The sequence below is a fragment of the Marinobacter lipolyticus SM19 genome (genome assembly GCF_000397065.2).
Classification (GTDB): Bacteria; Pseudomonadota; Gammaproteobacteria; order Pseudomonadales; family Oleiphilaceae; genus Marinobacter; species Marinobacter lipolyticus.
The window spans coordinates 387,405-406,010 of record NZ_KE007325.1 but is presented as its reverse complement, the minus strand read 5'-3'; the positions used below and the strand labels follow the sequence as shown (position 1 = coordinate 406,010).

Genomic DNA, 18,606 nt, shown 5'->3' with positions numbered 1-18,606 from the left:
CCCGTCGGTAATCGATTCATACTTCCCCCACCGGTATTGGATCCGCATGGGCCTTGCCCTTCGGGTAGTGAACGCCCTGCTCGAATTCGTGCCGGAAATGCCGGAGCGCGGTTTCCAGGGGCATGGCCGCACCCGGGGCGTGAGCACAAAAAGTCAGGCCTGGCCCGCAGTCTGCCGCCAGCTTGTCCAGCAACTCGATGTCACCAACCTCGCCTTCACCACGTTCCAGGGCCAGCAACAACTTCACGGTCCAGGGCAGGCCCTCGCGGCAGGGCGTGCACCAGCCGCAGGACTCCCGGGCAAAGAACTCCTCCAGGTTGCGCATCAACGAAACCATGCTCTGGTCCTCGGTCACCACGGTGATCAGGCCGGTGCCGAGGCGACTGCCTTCCTTGCCTACGGTGTCGAAATCCAGCGGCAGGTCCAGGTGCTCCGGCAACAGGAATCCGGTACTGGCACCCCCGGGCAACCAGGCCTTGAGTTGTCGATCGTCCCGCAGGCCACTGGCCAGTTCCAGGATCTCCCGACCGGTGGTGCCAATGGGCAACTCCCAGAGACCGGGCCGGTTCACCAACCCCGAGGCGCCGTACAGTTTGGTGCCCCCATCCTCGCTGCGATCCCCGGACAGTTCCTGGTACCAGTCGGCACCCCGCAACATGACCGCCGGCACGTTGCACAGGGTTTCCACGTTGTTCACCACCGTTGGCTTACCCCAGGCCCCGGACTGGCCGGGGAACGGAGGCTTGGCCCGCGGATTGGCCCGGTGGCCTTCCAGGGAGTTAAGCAGGGCGGTTTCCTCTCCGCAGATGTAGCGCCCGGCCCCGGTGTGCAGGGCAATGTCAAAATCAAAACCGCTGCCGGCGATGTCCGGACCGAGCCAGCCGGCTTCCCGGGCTTCGGCAAGGGCCGCGCTGAGCACCCGGGCCGACTCCACGTACTCCCCGCGCAGAAAGATGTAGCCGTATCGGGCATTGTTGGCGAAAGCCGCCAGAATCATGCCTTCAATCAACAGATGGGGCTGCTGTTCCATCAGCAGGCGATCCTTGAAGGTGCCCGGCTCCATCTCATCGGCATTGCAGACGATGTACCCGCGGGGCATGTCACCCCCCTGCAGGGTGAGGCTCCATTTCACGCCGGCGGAGAAGCCCGCGCCGCCACGGCCCCGCACATTGGCCTCCTTCATGGTGGCGATGACTGCGCCGGGATCCCGCCCATTCAGAACCTGCGAGACCGCCTGATAGCCTTCTTTCGATTCGTACTCTTTCAGGCCCACCACCTGACCATCATCCCGAAGCCGCCAGGTTAGCGGATGGGTGTCCGGCGACCGATCGGCACCCGGCTGCAGCAGACGGCTTCTGTAGATCGGGGACTGGCGCTGGCTGTTCACGAATAGCCCTCCAACAAATCTGCAAGGTCCTCGGCCCCAACCGGGCCGTAGACATCATCATCAATCATCAGGGCTGGCCCGCCGTCACAGGCGCCCAGACAGCACACCGGCAACAGGGTGAAACGGCCATCGGCCGTGGTCTCGCCGAAGCCGATGCCGAGACGCTCGCTCAGGGCCTCACGGAGCTGCTCAAATCCGGTCAGGAAACAGGAACTGCTGTCGCACACCAGGATGACATGGCGACCCACCGGCTGCCGGAAAATCAGGCTGTAAAAGGTGGCGACGCCTTCAACACTGGCCGGCCCCACACCCAATACCCGGGCAATGGCCGGAATCGCGTCATCCGGCACCCAGCCATGGCGGCGCTGGACTATCTTCAGGGCCTCAATGCAGGCCGCCTGAGGCTGCTCGTAGTGGCCGGCCTCGGCGCGCATGGCGGCCTCGTCTTCCGGGTGCAGCCGGAAGCCGTCGGTGGTGATGGTCTGTGGTGTCGGAGTCGTTTCCATCATCAACGGTCCACATCGGCCATAACAAAATCGATACTGCCCAGGTGAGCAATCAGGTCCGGCACAAAGCCGCCGCGCATCACACTGGGAATCTGCTGAAGGTGCGGGAAACTGGGCGTGCGGATCCGGGTCCGGTAACTCATGGTGTTGCCATCACTGGTCAGGTAATAGCTGTTGATGCCCTTGGTGGCCTCCACCATCTGCATCGATTCCTGGGGTTTGAGCACCGGCCCCCAGGACACCTGCAGGAAATGGGTAATCAGGGTTTCAATATGTTCCAGCATCCGCTCCCGGGGTGGTGGTGTGGTGAGCGGGTGGTCCGCCTTGAAGTCCCCTGACGGCATGTGGTCGACGCATTGCTGGATAATCCGCAAACTCTGTCGCATTTCTTCAATACGCAGCTGCCCCCGGTCAAAAACGTCGCCCCGGTGCCCCAACGGCACCTCGAACTCGAAATTGTCATAGCCGGAGTAGGGGCGCTGTTTGCGCAGATCAAAATTGCATCCCGTGGCCCGAAGGTTGGGGCCGGTGACTCCCCAGGCCAGGGCTTCGGCCGTGTCAAACGCCGCTATGTTCCGCGTCCTGTCCCGGACCAGAGCGTTCTCCATCATGGCCCGCTCGTATTCCCTCAGCCGGGCCGGCATCCAGTCGAGAAACTCCTGAACCAGCTTTTCCCACCCTTGGGGCAGATCCTGCATCACCCCGCCAATGCGATACCAGGCCGGGTGCATGCGAAAGCCCGTAATCCCCTCAATGACCTTATAGCCACGCTGACGGTCGCTGAAGGTGAAAAACACCGGTGTCATGGCGCCGAGGTCCTGCAGGTAGGTGCCGAGAAACAGCAGGTGGCTGGTAATTCGGAACATTTCCGCCATCATCACCCGGATGGTTTTCACCCGGTCCGGCACCTCGATGCCGGCCAGCTTCTCCACCGCCAGCACATAGGGCAGGTTATTCATCCCCCCGCCGGTGTAATCGATGCGATCGGTGTAGGGAATGAAGCTGTGCCAGGACTGACGCTCGGCCATTTTCTCCGCGCCCCGGTGGTGGTAGCCAATGTCCGGCACGCAATCGATGATCTCCTCACCGTCCAGTTGCAGGACAATACGGAAGGCACCGTGGGCCGAGGGGTGATTGGGCCCCAGGTTCAGGAACATGAACTCCGCGCCGTCCCGCTCTCTGGCCATGCCCCAGGCTTCGGGCACGAACTGGAGCGCTTCCTGCTCGGTCTGCTGGCCCTCCACCGTCAGAGTGTAGGGATCGAATTCCGTCGCCCGGGCGGGGTAATCCTTGCGCAGGGGGTGTCCCGACCAGGTGGGCGGCATCAGGATGCGTTCAAGATGCGGATGGCCGGAAAAGCTGATGCCGAACATGTCCCACACTTCCCGTTCGTACCAATTGGCGGCCGGAAACACCCCGGTGGCGGTGGGCAGACTCAGATCCTCATCGTTCAGGGCCACCTTGAGCATGATGTCGCGGTTCCGGGTTATCGACATCAATTGATAGAACACCGTGAAATCCGAATCCGGCAGGCCCTGGCGGTGGTCGCGCAGCCGCTCGTCGGTCGCTGACAGGTCGTACAGCAGATCGTAGGGTGCATCCAGGCTCTTCAGATAGCCCAGGATATCGGTCAGTGCCGCCCGCAACACCCAGAGCACAGGCATGCCGGTGCGGGTCTGCTGGCAGTGCAGCACACCCTCGCCAAAGTCCCGTTGCAGGACTTCGACCAACTCAACATCGGCATTGTCTGCGCTATTGCTCATGCTCGTGGTTTGACTCCTGATCATCAGCTGTAAACGACGGCAAGTGGCTTTATAGCTTGTCGGGGCTCCTCAATTCCGTGGCCTGGATTCGCTGGTCCCGCCATTTTTCCCGCTGCGATGGCATCTCAGCCCGGTAAACGCCCTGGTCACCCACCACCCAGGACAATGGCCGGCGTTCCTCCTGGATGGAGTCCTGCAACAACTGCAAACCCTGCAAAAAGGCCTCAGGACGGGGTGGACAGCCGGGCACATACACATCAACCGGCAGGAATTTATCCACCCCCTGCACCACCGAGTAGATGTCATACATACCGCCGGAGTTGGCGCAGGAGCCCATGGAAATCACCCATTTCGGCTCAAGCATCTGGTCGTAGAGCTGCTGGATAACCGGAGCCATCTTGATGAAGCAGGTGCCGGCGATCACCATGAAGTCTGCCTGCCTGGGCGACGCCCGGATCACCTCCGAGCCGAACCGGGCAATATCGTGGGGCGAAGTAAACGCGGTGGTCATCTCCACATAGCAACAGGACAGCCCAAAGTTGTAGGGCCATAAAGAGTTTTTCCTGCCCCAGTTCACCGCTGAGTTGAGTACCTCACTGAGCTTGCCGGTAAACACATTGCGCTCGAGTTGCTGTTTCACTGGATCCTCGGTTTTTTCCCGACGATCAACCGGGTAACGGGCGTTGCCTTCCGTCGGATCCTCAGCCCGGGTCAGGGTATAGGCCATGGATGCCTCCATTAATATTCACACCGCCATCACGACCTGGCACCCAAAAGGCCAGGAGCTTCAGCGGATACGTGGCTAATTGCCGGGTTTGTCTGCCGGCCCGGATTGCGGGGCCCAGTCCAGGGCGCCGGTGCGGCTGTCATAGACGAGACCGGCCAGCAAGATAAAGATGAACACGGCAGCACCCCAGAACCCGGTCCAGCCAACATCGCGGATGACAATGGCCCAGGCAAACAGGAATACCGCTTCGATATCGAAGATCACAAACAACATGGCAACCAGATAGAACTTGACGGAAAAACGCTGGCGCGCGCTGCCGGCACCGACAATACCGGACTCAAACGGAATGGATTTGCTGATGCCGCGGCTGCGCCCGCCAAGAACACTCGACGCCCCCACCATAAAGGCGCAAAGACCAGCCACCGCAACGATGAAAAACCCCGTGGCCCAGTATTCGGCAATGCCATTCACCACGTTTTCCAACATGTGCTCCCCTCTCAACTGGCAGACAGCGGCTGTTTTTTAATCACTTCTTATAAAACCTAGCAACAGCCTCGGGATTGCACAAACATGGACGGATAAGTGAGTGCGGAATGCGTGGAGTGGAGCGGGTGAAGGGAATCGAACCCTCGTATGCAGCTTGGGAAGCTGCCGTTCTACCATTGAACTACACCCGCAGAATACCTTCCGCTACGGCAATATAAGCGGACTTGCCTCGGCCCGGCAAGTCCCTGCGACGGTATTTTTCCGTCGCAGGCCACGGGGCGGTCCTGCTATGCTTACACACTGACGGACGGAGATTTGATGGACCCCACCTTTACCCTGATTGGCGCCCTGATGCTGGTTATCAGCATCGTACTGAGCCCGCTTTCAAGCCGGGTCGGTATGCCTGTACTGCTGATTTTCCTGATCGTCGGGATGATGATGGGAGAAGACGGGCCTGGCGGCATCAGCTTCGACAATTTCGAACTCGCCTTTGTGATTGCCAACCTGGCACTCGGAGTCATCCTGCTGGATGGCGGCATGCGCACCCGGGCGGAAACCTTCCGTGTGGGTCTGCGGCCGGCGTTGATGCTGGCCACCTTCGGTGTGTTCCTGACCGCCGGCGGCGCAGGCCTGGTGGCCTGGTGGGTCTTCGACCTGCACTGGCTCACGGCCCTGCTGATTGGCGCGATCATTTCTTCCACCGATGCGGCCGCCGTGTTTTCGTTACTCCAGGGCCGGGGGCTGCACCTCAATGAACGGGTCAGCGCGACCCTGGAAATTGAGTCCGGCAGCAACGACCCGATGGCCATTTTCCTGACCCTGATGCTGGTCACCATGATTGCCAATAACAGTCACGACGGCGGCTGGACAGCGCTTGTCATGCTGATCAAGCAGTTCGGCATCGGTGCCGTCGCCGGGCTGATTGGTGGTCATGTGGTGGTACAGCTGGCCAACCGCATCCGTTTGACTCCGTCCCTGTATCCTCTGCTGGTGGCCGCAGCTGGCATCGCCGTGTTTTCCGGCACCAACGCCATTGGCGGCAGCGGTTTCCTGGCCATCTATCTGACCGGCGTGGTGATCGGTAACCGTCCGGTGCGGATGATGCCGATGATACTCCAGGTCCACGATGGTCTGGCCTGGTTGTCGCAGATCAGTCTGTTCCTGATTCTCGGTTTGCTGGTCACGCCGTCCGATCTCTGGCAGCTTGCCGGGGCCGGCTTGATCCTGGCACTGACGCTCATACTCCTGATTCGCCCGCTCACAGTGTTGGTTACCCTCTGGCCTTTCGGCTTCAACCGCCGGGAACTGGGTTTTATCAGCTGGGTCGGCCTGCGCGGAGCGGTTCCAATCGTGCTGGCGCTGTTTCCAGTTATTGCTGGTCTGCCCGACGCGCAACTGATCTTCCACGCCGCGTTCTTCATTGTTCTGGTGTCACTGGTCGTGCAGGGCACCACCATGGCGCCTCTGGCTCGCAAACTGGGGTTGGAAGTCCCCGCCGGCGAGGATCCATACCGTCGCCTTCCCCTGGACGTGCCTGCAACCGGTGACCATGAACTTATGTTGTTTCCGTTACGGGGTGATAGCTGGAAAACACCCCGTCCCCTGGGGCAGCTCCGCCTTCCCTCCAATACGGCGATTGCCGGTGTGTTCCGCAAGCGCGAGTGTTACCAGCCAAGCCCTGAAATGGAGATTTTCAGCGGCGATGTCATCGCTATGTTTGCGACACCATCGGACCTCTCGGAACTTGGCAAGGCGCTCAGTGGCCGCCAGGCACCCAAGCACCTGGCCGAACGTGCCTTCTTTGGCGACTTTGTCCTCAATGGCGACGCGTTGTTGGGAGACGTAGAGCAGGTGTACGGTATTGAGTTCGATGAGCTTCCTCCCGAACTGTCACTGGCTGAATGTTTCGCACGACGCACCAAGGGCCATCCGGTTGTCGGTGACAAAGTGATTCTCGGCCCCGTCACCCTGGTTGCCCGCGCGACCGACGCCGACCGAGTCACCAAGGTTGGCCTGAAAATGGACAGCTCGGAAAACCGGCGGCTCGGTTAATGCCTGACCAAAAAAGTTAACAAAACCCCTTAACAATCTTGCGGTCGGCTATGCTATAAACTGTGCCAAACCAATATTAATCATTAGTAACGTATGCCCATGACTGTTCGGATGCCGCTTTTTTTGTTCATGTTTGCCGTTTGCCTTGTGGCACCGTTTTCCGGTGCATCGGCGACTGAAATGCTGGCACGTGCGGAAACACGGATGCCTGAAGATAAGCCCTCACTGGATCAGGCCCTGGCCATCAATAAAGTACTCGTGCGTAAGAGCGAACGCCGTTTGTACCTGATGGATGACCAGGAAGTCGTGCGCAGCTACCGTATCTCACTGGGAGAAAACCCGGAAGGACACAAGCTGTACGAAGGGGACGAGCGCACTCCCGAGGGAGACTATCAGCTGGATTGGCGCAATGCCGGCAGTGACTTCTACAAATCGATTCATATCTCCTACCCGAACGAACGGGACAAGGAACTGGCGCAAGCCTGGGGACTCGATCCGGGTGGCAGCATCATGATTCACGGCTTGCCAAACGAGGCGGGGGATATGGCGTTTGCCTACACCGGCCTGGACTGGACCAACGGCTGCATTGCCGTCACCAACGAGGAAATGGATGAGATCTGGAGCCTGGTATCCGATGGCACCCCGATCAGTATCCTTCCGTGACACGTTCGGAATGCCCTTGATCACTGGATTCAGCTTTCCTTTTTATTAAGTTGTTGTCATAAGGGCAGAACTTTTACGTATCCTTAGTTAACATTTCCCCGTAGAGTGTTTTACACTGTTTAACGACTCCGGTAGTCAAAGCCTATCGGGCCTGGTTTGACAGGATGTCATCTGACTGGCTTCTGGATCACAGGAAATAAAACGACCAATAAGGGGAAAAGATATGCGTAAACTGACGATCGCAGGGTTTGCACTGGCCACCGCACTGACAGCAGGTTGTGCTTCTAACCAGGCAGCCATCGACGAAGCAAATGCAAACGCAAGCTCCGCCGAGCAGACTGCTGAAAATGCCCTGAACACCGCCAACAGCGCTTCCAGCGCTGCACGTTCTGCCCAGCAGACTGCAGACGAAGCACTGGCCGCTGCGAAAGCTGCCCAACAGGCTGCTGACGAAGCAAACGAGCGTGCCAAGCGTATGCTCGAGCGTGCAAGCCAGAAGTAAGGCTGATACGTCATAAAAAAGGCCGGAGCAATCCGGCCTTTTTTATGTCTGCAATTTTGCGATTATTCCCCGGGGTCCGGATCCTTCGGTTTGTTAAGCCCCTGCTTCTGTTTCTCCATAAACGTTTTCATCATGTCCATAGGCAGCGGGAATACTATGGTTGATGAATTGCTGGTGCTCATATCCGCCAGGGTCTGCAGATATCGAAGCTGCATTGCACCTGAGTTCGCTGACATCACCTCGGCTGCCTCCACCAGTTTTTTCGATGCCTGTAATTCACCTTCGGCATGGATGACCTTGGCGCGCCGTTCACGCTCTGCCTCTGCCTGACGGGCAATGGCGCGGATCATGGACTCATTCAGATCAACGTGCTTGATTTCCACGTTAGCCACTTTGATGCCCCACTCCTCGGTCTGCGTATCAATGATCTCCTGAATATCGTTATTGAGTTTGTCACGCTCCGATAACATCTCGTCCAGATCGTGTTTACCCAGCACCGAACGCAGGGTTGTCTGGGCCAACTGACTGGTTGCCGCTGCGAAATCCTCCACGCGGATGATCGAACGTTCGGGGTCCACCACCCTGAAATACAGTACGGCGTTTACCCGCACGGTGACATTGTCCTTGGAAATCACATCCTGGCTCGGCACATCCAGGGTAATGACCCGAAGATCCACGCGGATAATCTGTTGGATACCGGGAATAACGATGATCAGGCCGGGGCCTTTCACGCCCTGAAACCGGCCCAGGAAGAACACCACACCTCGCTGGTATTCAGGCAGGATCTTGATCGCTGACCCAAGGATCAGAAGCAGCACCACGGTGGGCGCCAGATAAGGAATCAGATCTCCGAATATCATACTGCCTCCTTCGTTTATTTATTGCTTCGTCGTATCTTCCGGCTCCACCACCACCGTCAGCCCTTCCATTGCCGTGACATTCAGCTCATCACCGGTCTTGACCGGTGAACTGCTGGTGGCGTTCCAGCGTTCGCTGCTCATGCGAACGTGGCCTTGGTAGCGACCTTCCCTGGACTCGAAATCATCAAGGGCCAGGGCATGCTCGTGGGAAATCTGTTCCGGGCCAGTGACCGGATGCCGCTTCCGCAGACCGATTAACCGCATGGCCGTCCACAGGATAAACCCGCCGGCAACGGCCGCGGTTCCACCAACCATCGGCAGCGAAATATCCCGATGACTGCCATCCATTAAAATCACCGAGCCAATAACAAAGGCAATAATCCCTCCAATACCCAATATGCCGAAACTGGGCATGAAAGCCTCGCCGACGATGAAGGCCAGCCCCAGCATGATCAACGCCAGACCGGCATAGTTCACCGACAGCACCTGGAAAGCGAACAGGGCCAGGATCAGACAGATAGCGCCGATAACACCGGGGAAAATGGCACCTGGATTAGAGAGTTCGAAAATAATGCCGTAGAACCCGATGATCATCAGGAAATAAGCGACGTTGGGATTAGTAAGGACTGACAATAGGCGAGTACGCCAATCTGGCGCTGCACGGACCAGCTCGAGGTTTGCCGTGGCCAGGGCCATATCCCCACCTGCCATCCTTACCGTGCGGCCATCTATCTGTCTCAGCAGGTCGGGCAGGGTACTGGCAACCACGTCCACCACGTTCCTTTCCAGGGCCTCTGTGGAACCCAGGTTCACCGCCTCGCGCACAGCTTCTTCCGCCCAGTCGGCATTGCGGCCGTGACGTTCCGCCAGGCCACGGATATAACTGACAGCGTCTTCCAGTACCTTGCGTTCCATGGCCGTCCCGCCACGGCGTTTGCTGTCATTTTCACCGGCTTCCTTAGCGGAATCACTGTCTGAATCAGTTTCTTTGGCGTCCTCGGTTTTCTTTTCAGACTCTTCGGCAGGCGGTTCATCCATACCCGGAACCCCACCCATCTGGACCGGCGTCGCGGAACCCAGATTGGTCGCCGGCGCCATGGCAGCAATATGACTGCCATAGAGAATATAGGTGCCAGCACTCGCCGCCCGGGCCCCTTCGGGCGAGACATAGGTAGCAACCGGCACGGATGAGCCAAGGATTTTCTTGATGATTCCGCGCATGGACTCCATCAACCCTCCGGGAGTGTCCATCCGGATAATGACGAGTCCGGCGCCTTCAGATTCCGCACGCTCTATGCCACGCACCACGTAATCCATGGTTGCCGGCCCAATGGCACCTTCAACAGTCAGCACCAGCGCGGTATTGGAGGCTTTATCCTGCGCATACACGGAATAGGTCAGGGAACCCAGCGCCAGCAGGGTACCGATCAGGAATACTATCAGGGATGCGGAGAATCCCCTGGAGGACAGTGATCTCATGGGACGGCCTGTCTTCATTAACTCCTCCCCGGATCAACGCGATGGGTCAGAATATTTGAGCTATCACCAATACTCGCTTTTTCACTTTCTCATTAATCTCAATATGAATATAGCCCGGATACAAGGTTGTGACTCCGGTTGGCCACTTTTGTTTCATCAGCTCAGAACCAGAGCCGCGGCTCTTTTCCCTTGTCGGCGGCCGCCGGCTTTTCCACGTTAGTGTCATCCGATGCAAGCTGACGGGCCCGGACCCGCTCACCCACCATAGTGGGAATGCCATCCGCCTGATCGACGGCGAGTTCTATTGCGCGCCGCTGGATTTCAACCTCGGGTCGGCGCTGGAGGAAGCTGTCCAGTGCTGCTGTGACCTCCTGCCACAACCACTCCCGGTCCTGATCGCTGTATTCTTCATGGGGACGATGCACTTCCAGCCAGACTTCACCACCGGACAGGCCAATCTTCACGGGCTGCTTGATTACCCGAACCGGCGTGCCTTTGCTGACCTGATAAACGAAGCGTGAAATGTCCTCGTTGTACATGCGGAAGCACCCATGGCTCACCTGCATACCCACCCCGAACTGCTTGTTGGTGCCATGGATCAGGTAGCCTTCCTCACTCAGCATCAGGGCATGGCTGCCAAGCGGATTATCGGGGCCAGCGGGGATCATTCTTGGCAGGTAGTCACCAGAGGCTGCGTATTCGGCCCGAATACTGGCTGGCGGGTACCAGGCCGGAGATTCCAGCGGCATGGTGACTTCCGCATCGGTCAGCGGTGACGGGTTGTCATCGGTGCCCACCCCGACCGGGTATACCTGTACGCCCTGGTCGGTGAAGTAATAAAGCCGGTACTCCGCCAGGTTGATGACAATGCCCTTACGCTCAACATCGGGCAGGACGTACTGACGGGGTAGCGTGATGCGTGTACCGTCGCCCGGCAACCAGGGGTCGACACCGGGATTGGCTTTCACCAGTTCCAGATAGCCCAGGCTCAGATCATTCCCAATGGCTGCGAAGGTGTCCTCATATTTTGTCGTAAACACGGACAGCGAACCGGCAATATCCCCATCAATGGCAAACGTCGGCACCCGCGGGCTGCGATCCGGCGCTTCCGCAGCATCAATGATCCGGGTCTTGTCCTGTTCCGCCCCGTAGGCACCACAGGACAGAACAAGGCCGACGGTCATCAATGCCAGAACTCGTTTACTCCACATAACCATTATCCACACCACAAAGAAATCCGCTTGATCGGACACTCAGGCCGAAGCCAGAGTCGCCCAGACCGTTGCAATCGCCAGGACAACAAACAGAACACTGGCACCAATACGGGCCGTTGCCAACGGCAGACGATCCATTAACCATTTCCCCGCCATAATAACCGGAATGTTCGCCAACAGCATCCCGACGGTTGTACCGATAATAACCCAGACGGTTTCTGTGAATCGCGCCGCCAGCACCACGGTTGCCACCTGGGTCTTGTCGCCAATCTCGGCAATAAAGAACATCACAGTGGTGGCCATGAAAGCCCCCATGCCAAGGAACTTCGAATCGTCGCTGTCATCCTTGTCCGGAATCAGCAACCACAGAGCAATGGCGACAAAGCTTACGGCCAGAATCCAGGGCAGCCAAGTCTCTGGTATCCATTCGGCGACCCAGGCTCCCAGCATGGCCGAAAGCGCATGATTCAGAACCGTGGCGACAAAAATACCAAGAATAATGGGTAATCGCTGAGCGTAGCGGGCCACCAGGAAAAGAGAAAGCAGCTGGGTCTTGTCACCAATTTCGGCGATGGCAACGGCGAGGGTCGAAGATAGAAATGCGTCCATGAAAAGTTCCGATCAAATTGAATTTACGCTCGCATTCGCCATACCGGTACGGCGGCCACCGCGACGAACACTGCCACCAGCCACCAGGCCGAATGAAAGGCTCCGATGGTGGGGATACCCCCGGCGTGGTCCCCGAACTCAATGGTCAGGGCGACGATGTTCACACCATAGGCACCGCCAAGTTGCCGGGTAAAGTTAATGGTACTGGAGCCCGCCCCCAATTCATGAGCCTCAAGCGGATTCAGGGCACCAGTCGACAACGCAGGCAACATGAAACCCAGGCCAACCCGCCCGAGAATGGTCCACAAAGCCAGCCAGCCAAACGCGAGATCCAGATCTGACAGCGCGAACAATACCGCTGATGTCGCAAACAGCGCCATACCGAAGACGACCAGAGCGCGGGCGCTGTGTTTATCCGCCAGACGCCCCGCCAGCGGAAACGTCATGCCCAGGGCAATGCCCGCCGGCAGCATCAGTAGCCCCGCCTCGGTGGCCGAGAAATTCAGGGCAGTTTGTACGAACAGCGGCACCAGATAGGTGGAACCAAACAACGCCAGCCCTAGAGCGAGCGCGCCAAGATTGGCGTAGAGGAATACCGGCTGGCGCAGAAGACGGAGATTCAGCAGCGGATGGCTGGTCCTGCGTTCACGCCAAACGAAAAGTGACAAAGTCGTCACAGCCACCAGGCCTTCAAGCATTAGCCAATAGCGACTTTCGGCCGCACTTTGCAGCCGATTCAGCGCGTCCAGGGACACCGCAATGGTGGAGCCAAGCAATAACAATCCGGGTAAGTCAAAACGATAGGGAGCAGGCCGCGACACCGGCAGCGGCAGAAAGCGCCAGGCCATGAACACGCCCAGCAGGGTCACCGGCGCAGGTGCAAACATCACATAGCGCCAGTCCAGCTGATCCACCAGAAAACCACCCAGAACCGGGCCCAGCGCAGGTGCCAGGATGACGCCCATGCCGTAAATTCCCATCGCCTGGCCACGACGCTCCTGAGGAAAAATACGGAACACCAGATACATCCCCATGGGCTGCATCAATCCGGCCATGGCACCCTGGCCAATACGGGCGGCGATCAATTGTTCCGGCGATGAAGCAAATCCGCCTGCCAGAGAAATCAGGCTGAACAGGGCCATGGCGGTTGCCAGGGTCTTGCGGAGACCGAAGTGATCAAGCAGCCAGCTGGAAGTCAGCATGGTAGTGGTCATGGCGGCAATGAAGCCGGTTGCCAACCAGTGGACCTGACCCTGGCGAATACCGAACTCCAGCATGATATCGTGCAGCGCCACGTTGACCACCGTGGCACTCAGTACCGTCGCCATGGTACCAAGCATTACCGTGAACACCGCCAGCCAGCGCCAGCGCTCACCATACCGGGCCTTCAGCTCCTCTACCGTATTATCACCCAGAGCCAACACTCCTCAGAACAGGGTCGGTGTTTTCTACTTCTGCTTTTCTGCGTTTTCCATGATCTTGTGGAATACTTTGATCGCGCACTCGATTTCCTTGTCGGGAATCCCCTCCAGCATTTCTTCCCGCAGCTTCGCGGCACGCACGGTCAGATCTTCCATAAAGGCGCGACCGTTATCGGTCAGGTGCAGGCGCCGGGCACGGCGATCATTGGGACAGGGCCGGCGTTCAATGAGGCCCTGCTGCTCAAGGCTGTCCAGCAAGCGAACCAGGGTCGGGTTTTCAATGGCCATCAGGCTGGCCAGTTCACGCTGGGTCAAACCTTCGCCGCCTTCCCTGAGGTAGACCATGGTGGTCCAGCGAGCCTGAGTCACTCCCAGATCTTTCAGGCGCTCATCCAGCAACTTACGCCAGCGACGGGTAACCCGGGCAACGGCAAAGGGAAACTGATCTCTCATGGTCGGGGACTCCGGTTGGGGCTTAATAATCATGGAATGCTAACAATAGTAAGCTAACCATTGAAATGAAAACAGATGTGGATACCGAAACAGTATTGGGGAAAACCGAAAGGCGGACCCGGAAGGCCCGCCAGGACAGGTACTTGCAAACTCAGCCGGTCTGACGAAGCTGCTCTTCTTCCTGCATCTCCACGACCTCGGGCGACTCGTGGAACTCCTCGTTGCGGGGATCTATTTCGGTCAGCACGACAGACGTTTCCGGCATTGCCGGTACGAAATGCTCCTGTTGCTCCACAGGCACATCGTCGGTATGGCTGATCCGGTAACTGGTTACCACCGCCAGCAACACCAGGAACCCGGCGTTGCCGAGGAACAACCCCCTCGGCCCCAACACGCTGACAAGCTCCGCCATGACAATCGGCCCGATCACGCTACCAATGCCGTAGCTGAGCAATAGGGTCGCACTGGCAGCCACAATGCGATGACTGTCCATCCGGTCATTGGTGATCGCCACCGCAATCGGATATACCATGGCCGACAAACCGGTAAACAGACCTACCAGTATCGTCAGCAACCACAACTTGTCCACCCCCAGCACACCAACCAGAACCGCTGACGTTGCGGCGGTCAACGCTACCCAGCACATCACCCGACGCCGGTCAAAGCGGTCACACACACGACCAAGAGGCCACGCCAGCAGCATTGCCGCAATGATCGCGCTGGCCATAAAGGTGGACGTCCGGGCGACATCCAGCCCCACCAGGGTCGCGTATACCGGGCCAAGCGCATAGAACGAGCCGATCAGCACGCCACAGATCAGGGCCCCGGCAACACCACTGAAGGATTCCCGCGCAAGTTTGAAAAACGACATTCGTTCAACCTGCTCAATGACCGGCGCCTCCATTGTGGTCAGGGAAAGAGGGACCAGCGCCAGCACGAGCAACACCGCCGCCAGCGAGAACGGCATGAAGTTCGCCGGATCACCGATGTTCACCACCAGCTGGCCACCGGCGGCAGACAGGTAAAAAACAAACTGGTAAACCGCAAACAGGGCCCCCCGGTTGGCATTGGTGGCACGACTGCTGAACCAGCTCTCGATCACCACCAGTACACCCGCCATGCTGAACCCTGACAATACCCGCAGGATCGCCCAGAAAATCATGGAAATGGCCATGGGATACATCAATGATGCCACTGCAGCCACAGCGGCGAACACGGCAAAAGTCCGAATGTGGCCGACACGGGCAATGACCCTCTGGACATAGAGGGTGCCAAGCACAAAACCGATGGAATAGCAGACCAGGACCCAGCCAATAACGTTCGGCGCCACCGATTCAATACTCAGCCGGATGCCCAGCAAGGTCATCAAAAACGCGTTGCCGCTGACCAGCAGGATAATACTGAGTATCAACGCAGAGAGGGACGTGACCATACGGGTCATCAGGCTAGCTCCGGACAATGCTGGCGAAGGGTCATGGGATGTGACAAAACATAGCAGCAAGGGCCGTTTTTTGCCGGTGCGAATTAGACCAGCACGCATTCTTTGTGGCTACTAAGCATTTCCCGCAATCGTTCCACAGTCTGGCATTATGGCCAACCATACCCTCCGAACACGCAGCATGGCTGCCTTTGACATTGTTTTACATTAAGGTGACGTAACAGAACTGCCTGCTTTGAGCGGGTAATATTGTCCGAGCTATTCACTAAACCCGTGAGCGCCTGTTATGAAAAAAACGGACTGGCCCATCCGGTGGGATCTGCTGCTTCGCTACCGCCTGATTGAAATTATTGCCTTGTGGGAAGGACGGCTGACAACCAACCACATCTGTCACAGCTTTGGCATTGGGCGGCAGCAGGCCTCCAAGGATATTAACACCTATTTGCGGGAGCTCGCTCCCGACAACCTGGTCTATGACCGACACCTGAAAGGCTATGTACCGGCCGAAAACTTCAGCCCGGTCGTCACTCTTGGCCACGCCAGTGAGTACCTGGATCTGTTGGCCCGCCAGGAACACCTGAGTGATACCTTTGAGACACTGAACATCAGCCTTCCGGACAGTACAGTTGTACAAGGCCCCCATCGGGTGGTTCAACCGGATGTCATGCGGGCCGTTGTCACGGCAACCCGGCACGGGCGTCAGCTAAGAGCCGGCTACGCCTCCCTGGCGCAACCCGGCATCAGTCAGCGTACCCTGGAGCCTCACACTCTGGTCTGCGTTGGCCATAACTGGCACCTGCGAGCCTGGTGCGAAACCACCGGGGAATTCAGTGATTTTGCCCTGAGCCGATTCCGGGGCGAGCCGGAAGCGGTACGCCTGCGGTCTCGCCGCACGGTTCACCAGGATGACGAATGGAATCGCGAACTGACTCTGGTACTGACGCCGGACAGCCGCCTGAGCAAGGAGCGCCAGGATATCATTGCCACTGACTACGGCATGACCAATCACCGCCTGGAACTGACCACCCGTGCGGCCCTGGCTCCCTATGTACTGTCACGGCTGGGGGTAGCGGTGGACACGCCCCACCCGGACCCCCTGGTCCAGCAACTGGAGCTGGCCAACGCGGAACAGGTGGGCCGGGGCACCCTACACCAGCAAAAAACCGTGAAAGCGGTGGCGGGGCTTTGCTAGAATCGGCGGGTGACCTCTCATACCGCTTGCCTGACCGCCCTGTTAACCACCCTGATGCTATGGCTGCCTGCCGCAGCAGCTGCAGATAGCTGTGGTACCCCTGCAACCGCCATCTCTCAGGTCCAGGGACGGCTGGCCCAATCTCCCCTGAAGGGCCAGCAGATTTCTGTTGAGGGCATCATCACCCTGGATTCCCGTCAACAGGGCGGCTTCAAGGGCTTTTACCTGCAACAGGCCGATACGGAAACAGATGACGACCCGACCACGTCCGAAGCCCTGTTTGTCTACACCAACCGAACAACCGGCCAGGTCGGCCATCGGGTACGGGTAAGCGGCAGGGTCAAGGAATTCCATGGCCTGACGGAGCTGACCAACATTCAGCTGCTGGAAGACTGTGGCAAAGCCACGCTGCCGGCCCCCATTACCATTCGTCTGCCCTGGCCCGGCGATCACGCCCCGGAACACCTGGAAAACATGCGCATTGCCGTGGTGGCGCCGCTCACTGTCATCGACAATTACAACCTCGCCCGCTACGGTGAGCTGACCCTGGCCAGCACGCCACAGAGCATTCCGACGGAGAGCCTGCCTCCCGGTCCCGAAGCGGCCCAGCTGCACGAACGCCAGCGGTTACACCGGCTATTACTGGACGACAACCACGGTATTCGGCATCCAGATCCACCCCCCTGGCCGACTCCGGCCCTGACGGCGAATAATACCGTTCGTGCCGGTGATACCGTCAGCCAACTGGACGGCGTTCTCGATTACCGTTTTGGCGGCTGGCGTCTCCAACCGATTACCCGGCCCCGCTTCCACTCGGACAACCTCCGACCGCAGGCCCCTGAAAGGGCAAAGGAAACCACCCTGAGAGTGGTGACCCTGAACCTGGAAAACTACTTTAACGGTGATGGTCACAACGGCGGATTCCCCACGCCACGCGGCGCCGAGACACCCGAACAGTTCGCACGGCAGAGCCACCGCCTGGCGGCAACGCTGACCGCCCCCGATCCGGATATCGTTGCGGTCGCCGAACTGGAAAACGACGGGCATGATGAAAACAGCGCCATAGCAACACTGGCACGGGCTCTGGGCCCCGACTGGCGCTACGTGGTTTCCAGGGATGCCTCGGGCAATGACGCCATTCAGACCGGTTTACTTTATCGTTCAGACCGCGTGGAACTGTTGGGTCGGGCAGACAGACTGAGTGCCGGTCCATATCACAGGCTGGGGCGCCGCCCGCTGGCCCAGATCTTTCGGCCACTGGGCCAGGCGGCCAGTGTGCGTATTATTGTTTCTCACCTGAAATCAAAGGCCTGCCACGGAGCCAGCGGCCCCGAACGTGACCAGGGCGATGGTCAGGGTTGTTATAACCAGCGTCGGACCAACGCAGCCCGGGCACTGGTGCAATGGGCAGAGGAATTGCCCGGCACCCGCGGCCTGGTCGGCACACTCATTACCGGAGACCTGAACAGCTACACCCGGGAAGAGCCGCTGACAATCTTTCGGAACGCGGGCTACACCAGCATGGTGCACCACTTCCACCCCTGTGACACCACAGGCTGCAAACAGGCCACTTATCGTTATAAGGGCCGCCACGGTAGTCTGGATTACGCACTGGCCTCGGAAACCCTGACACCAAGAGTCACCGGCGCGTGGAACTGGCCAGCCAATGCCGATGAACCAGGGGCTCTGGGTTACCAGGGTTCCGTACAAGTCCCCGAAACCTCTCCCTGGCGCTCTTCCGATCACAACCCGGTGATCACCGATCTCGCTCTCTGAGCCCCTGCTCCACAATTGCTCGGCTGCCGCCAGTATCTGGCGGCAAGGCCATCGTCCATCCTTGTCATAACGGTACAC

Annotated in this window: 17 protein-coding genes and 1 tRNA gene; 5 read left to right on the top strand and 13 right to left on the bottom strand. The window is 58.7% G+C overall.

The window, feature by feature from the left end; genetic code table 11:
* Positions 1-16: 16 nt before the first annotated feature.
* The 6 genes from nuoF to MARLIPOL_RS11250 all read right to left on the bottom strand — a co-directional run bounded on the left by nuoF (position 17) and on the right by MARLIPOL_RS11250 (position 5,060).
* On the bottom strand, positions 17-1,387 hold the full coding sequence (nuoF, locus tag MARLIPOL_RS11275) for an NADH-quinone oxidoreductase subunit NuoF (RefSeq protein WP_012138241.1): 1,371 nt from the start codon (positions 1,385-1,387) through the stop codon (positions 17-19).
* On the bottom strand, positions 1,384-1,896 hold the full coding sequence (nuoE, locus tag MARLIPOL_RS11270) for an NADH-quinone oxidoreductase subunit NuoE (protein ID WP_012138240.1): 513 nt from the start codon (positions 1,894-1,896) through the stop codon (positions 1,384-1,386). Before nuoE ends, nuoF begins: the two co-directional genes overlap by 4 nt.
* Complete coding sequence (gene nuoC / locus MARLIPOL_RS11265) at positions 1,896-3,656, bottom strand: NADH-quinone oxidoreductase subunit C/D (RefSeq protein ID WP_012138239.1); 1,761 nt, start codon at positions 3,654-3,656, stop codon at positions 1,896-1,898. Before nuoC ends, nuoE begins: the two co-directional genes overlap by 1 nt.
* Positions 3,657-3,705: 49 nt before the next feature.
* Positions 3,706-4,383, bottom strand: coding sequence for a NuoB/complex I 20 kDa subunit family protein (locus tag MARLIPOL_RS11260; protein WP_012138238.1), 678 nt, complete (start codon positions 4,381-4,383; stop codon positions 3,706-3,708).
* 75 nt (positions 4,384-4,458) lie between these two features.
* Positions 4,459-4,869 (bottom strand): NADH-quinone oxidoreductase subunit A, encoded by a 411-nt coding sequence (ndhC, locus tag MARLIPOL_RS11255; RefSeq protein ID WP_012138237.1) that lies wholly within the window; start codon positions 4,867-4,869, stop codon positions 4,459-4,461.
* Between the two features lie 117 nt (positions 4,870-4,986).
* Positions 4,987-5,060, bottom strand: a tRNA-Gly gene (locus MARLIPOL_RS11250).
* 127 nt (positions 5,061-5,187) lie between these two features.
* Between MARLIPOL_RS11250 and MARLIPOL_RS11245 the strand changes: the two genes are divergently transcribed.
* The 3 genes from MARLIPOL_RS11245 to MARLIPOL_RS11235 all read left to right on the top strand — a co-directional run bounded on the left by MARLIPOL_RS11245 (position 5,188) and on the right by MARLIPOL_RS11235 (position 8,086).
* Positions 5,188-6,921: a potassium/proton antiporter gene (locus tag MARLIPOL_RS11245; protein ID WP_012138236.1), complete on the top strand. Its 1,734-nt coding sequence runs from the start codon at positions 5,188-5,190 to the stop codon at positions 6,919-6,921.
* Positions 6,922-7,050: 129 nt separating this feature from the next.
* Positions 7,051-7,584, top strand: coding sequence for a L,D-transpeptidase family protein (locus tag MARLIPOL_RS11240; RefSeq protein WP_407638086.1), 534 nt, complete (start codon positions 7,051-7,053; stop codon positions 7,582-7,584).
* 223 nt (positions 7,585-7,807) lie between these two features.
* Entirely contained in the window at positions 7,808-8,086 is a 279-nt protein-coding gene (locus MARLIPOL_RS11235) for an Lpp/OprI family alanine-zipper lipoprotein (protein WP_012138234.1), read from the top strand.
* A gap of 62 nt (positions 8,087-8,148) precedes the next feature.
* Here the strand turns inward: MARLIPOL_RS11235 and MARLIPOL_RS11230 are convergent, their stop codons facing one another.
* The 7 genes from MARLIPOL_RS11230 to MARLIPOL_RS11200 form a co-directional block, all read right to left on the bottom strand.
* Positions 8,149-8,946 carry a slipin family protein gene (locus MARLIPOL_RS11230; RefSeq protein ID WP_012138233.1) on the bottom strand — a complete coding sequence of 266 codons (798 nt, stop codon included), beginning with the start codon at positions 8,944-8,946 and terminating at the stop codon, positions 8,149-8,151.
* A gap of 18 nt (positions 8,947-8,964) precedes the next feature.
* Positions 8,965-10,425, bottom strand: coding sequence for an NfeD family protein (locus MARLIPOL_RS11225; RefSeq protein WP_012138232.1), 1,461 nt, complete (start codon positions 10,423-10,425; stop codon positions 8,965-8,967).
* Between the two features lie 161 nt (positions 10,426-10,586).
* Positions 10,587-11,636: a L,D-transpeptidase family protein gene (locus tag MARLIPOL_RS11220; protein ID WP_036191311.1), complete on the bottom strand. Its 1,050-nt coding sequence runs from the start codon at positions 11,634-11,636 to the stop codon at positions 10,587-10,589.
* A 42-nt stretch (positions 11,637-11,678) separates the two neighbouring features.
* Positions 11,679-12,248: a TMEM165/GDT1 family protein gene (locus MARLIPOL_RS11215; RefSeq protein ID WP_012138230.1), complete on the bottom strand. Its 570-nt coding sequence runs from the start codon at positions 12,246-12,248 to the stop codon at positions 11,679-11,681.
* A gap of 23 nt (positions 12,249-12,271) precedes the next feature.
* Positions 12,272-13,663, bottom strand: a complete 1,392-nt coding sequence (locus MARLIPOL_RS11210; RefSeq protein ID WP_036191469.1) for a DHA2 family efflux MFS transporter permease subunit — start codon at positions 13,661-13,663, stop codon at positions 12,272-12,274.
* A gap of 33 nt (positions 13,664-13,696) precedes the next feature.
* Complete coding sequence (locus MARLIPOL_RS11205) at positions 13,697-14,122, bottom strand: MarR family transcriptional regulator (RefSeq protein WP_012138227.1); 426 nt, start codon at positions 14,120-14,122, stop codon at positions 13,697-13,699.
* A 151-nt stretch (positions 14,123-14,273) separates the two neighbouring features.
* Complete coding sequence (locus tag MARLIPOL_RS11200; protein WP_012138226.1) at positions 14,274-15,563, bottom strand: MFS transporter; 1,290 nt, start codon at positions 15,561-15,563, stop codon at positions 14,274-14,276.
* A 283-nt stretch (positions 15,564-15,846) separates the two neighbouring features.
* On the opposite strand from MARLIPOL_RS11200, the gene MARLIPOL_RS11195 reads away from it, so the two are divergent.
* Together MARLIPOL_RS11195 and MARLIPOL_RS11190 are read left to right on the top strand one after the other, a co-directional pair.
* Positions 15,847-16,752 carry a helix-turn-helix transcriptional regulator gene (locus tag MARLIPOL_RS11195; RefSeq protein WP_012138225.1) on the top strand — a complete coding sequence of 302 codons (906 nt, stop codon included), beginning with the start codon at positions 15,847-15,849 and terminating at the stop codon, positions 16,750-16,752.
* Positions 16,753-16,761: 9 nt separating this feature from the next.
* Positions 16,762-18,528: an ExeM/NucH family extracellular endonuclease gene (locus MARLIPOL_RS11190; RefSeq protein ID WP_012138224.1), complete on the top strand. Its 1,767-nt coding sequence runs from the start codon at positions 16,762-16,764 to the stop codon at positions 18,526-18,528.
* The last annotated feature ends 78 nt before the right edge of the window (positions 18,529-18,606 follow it).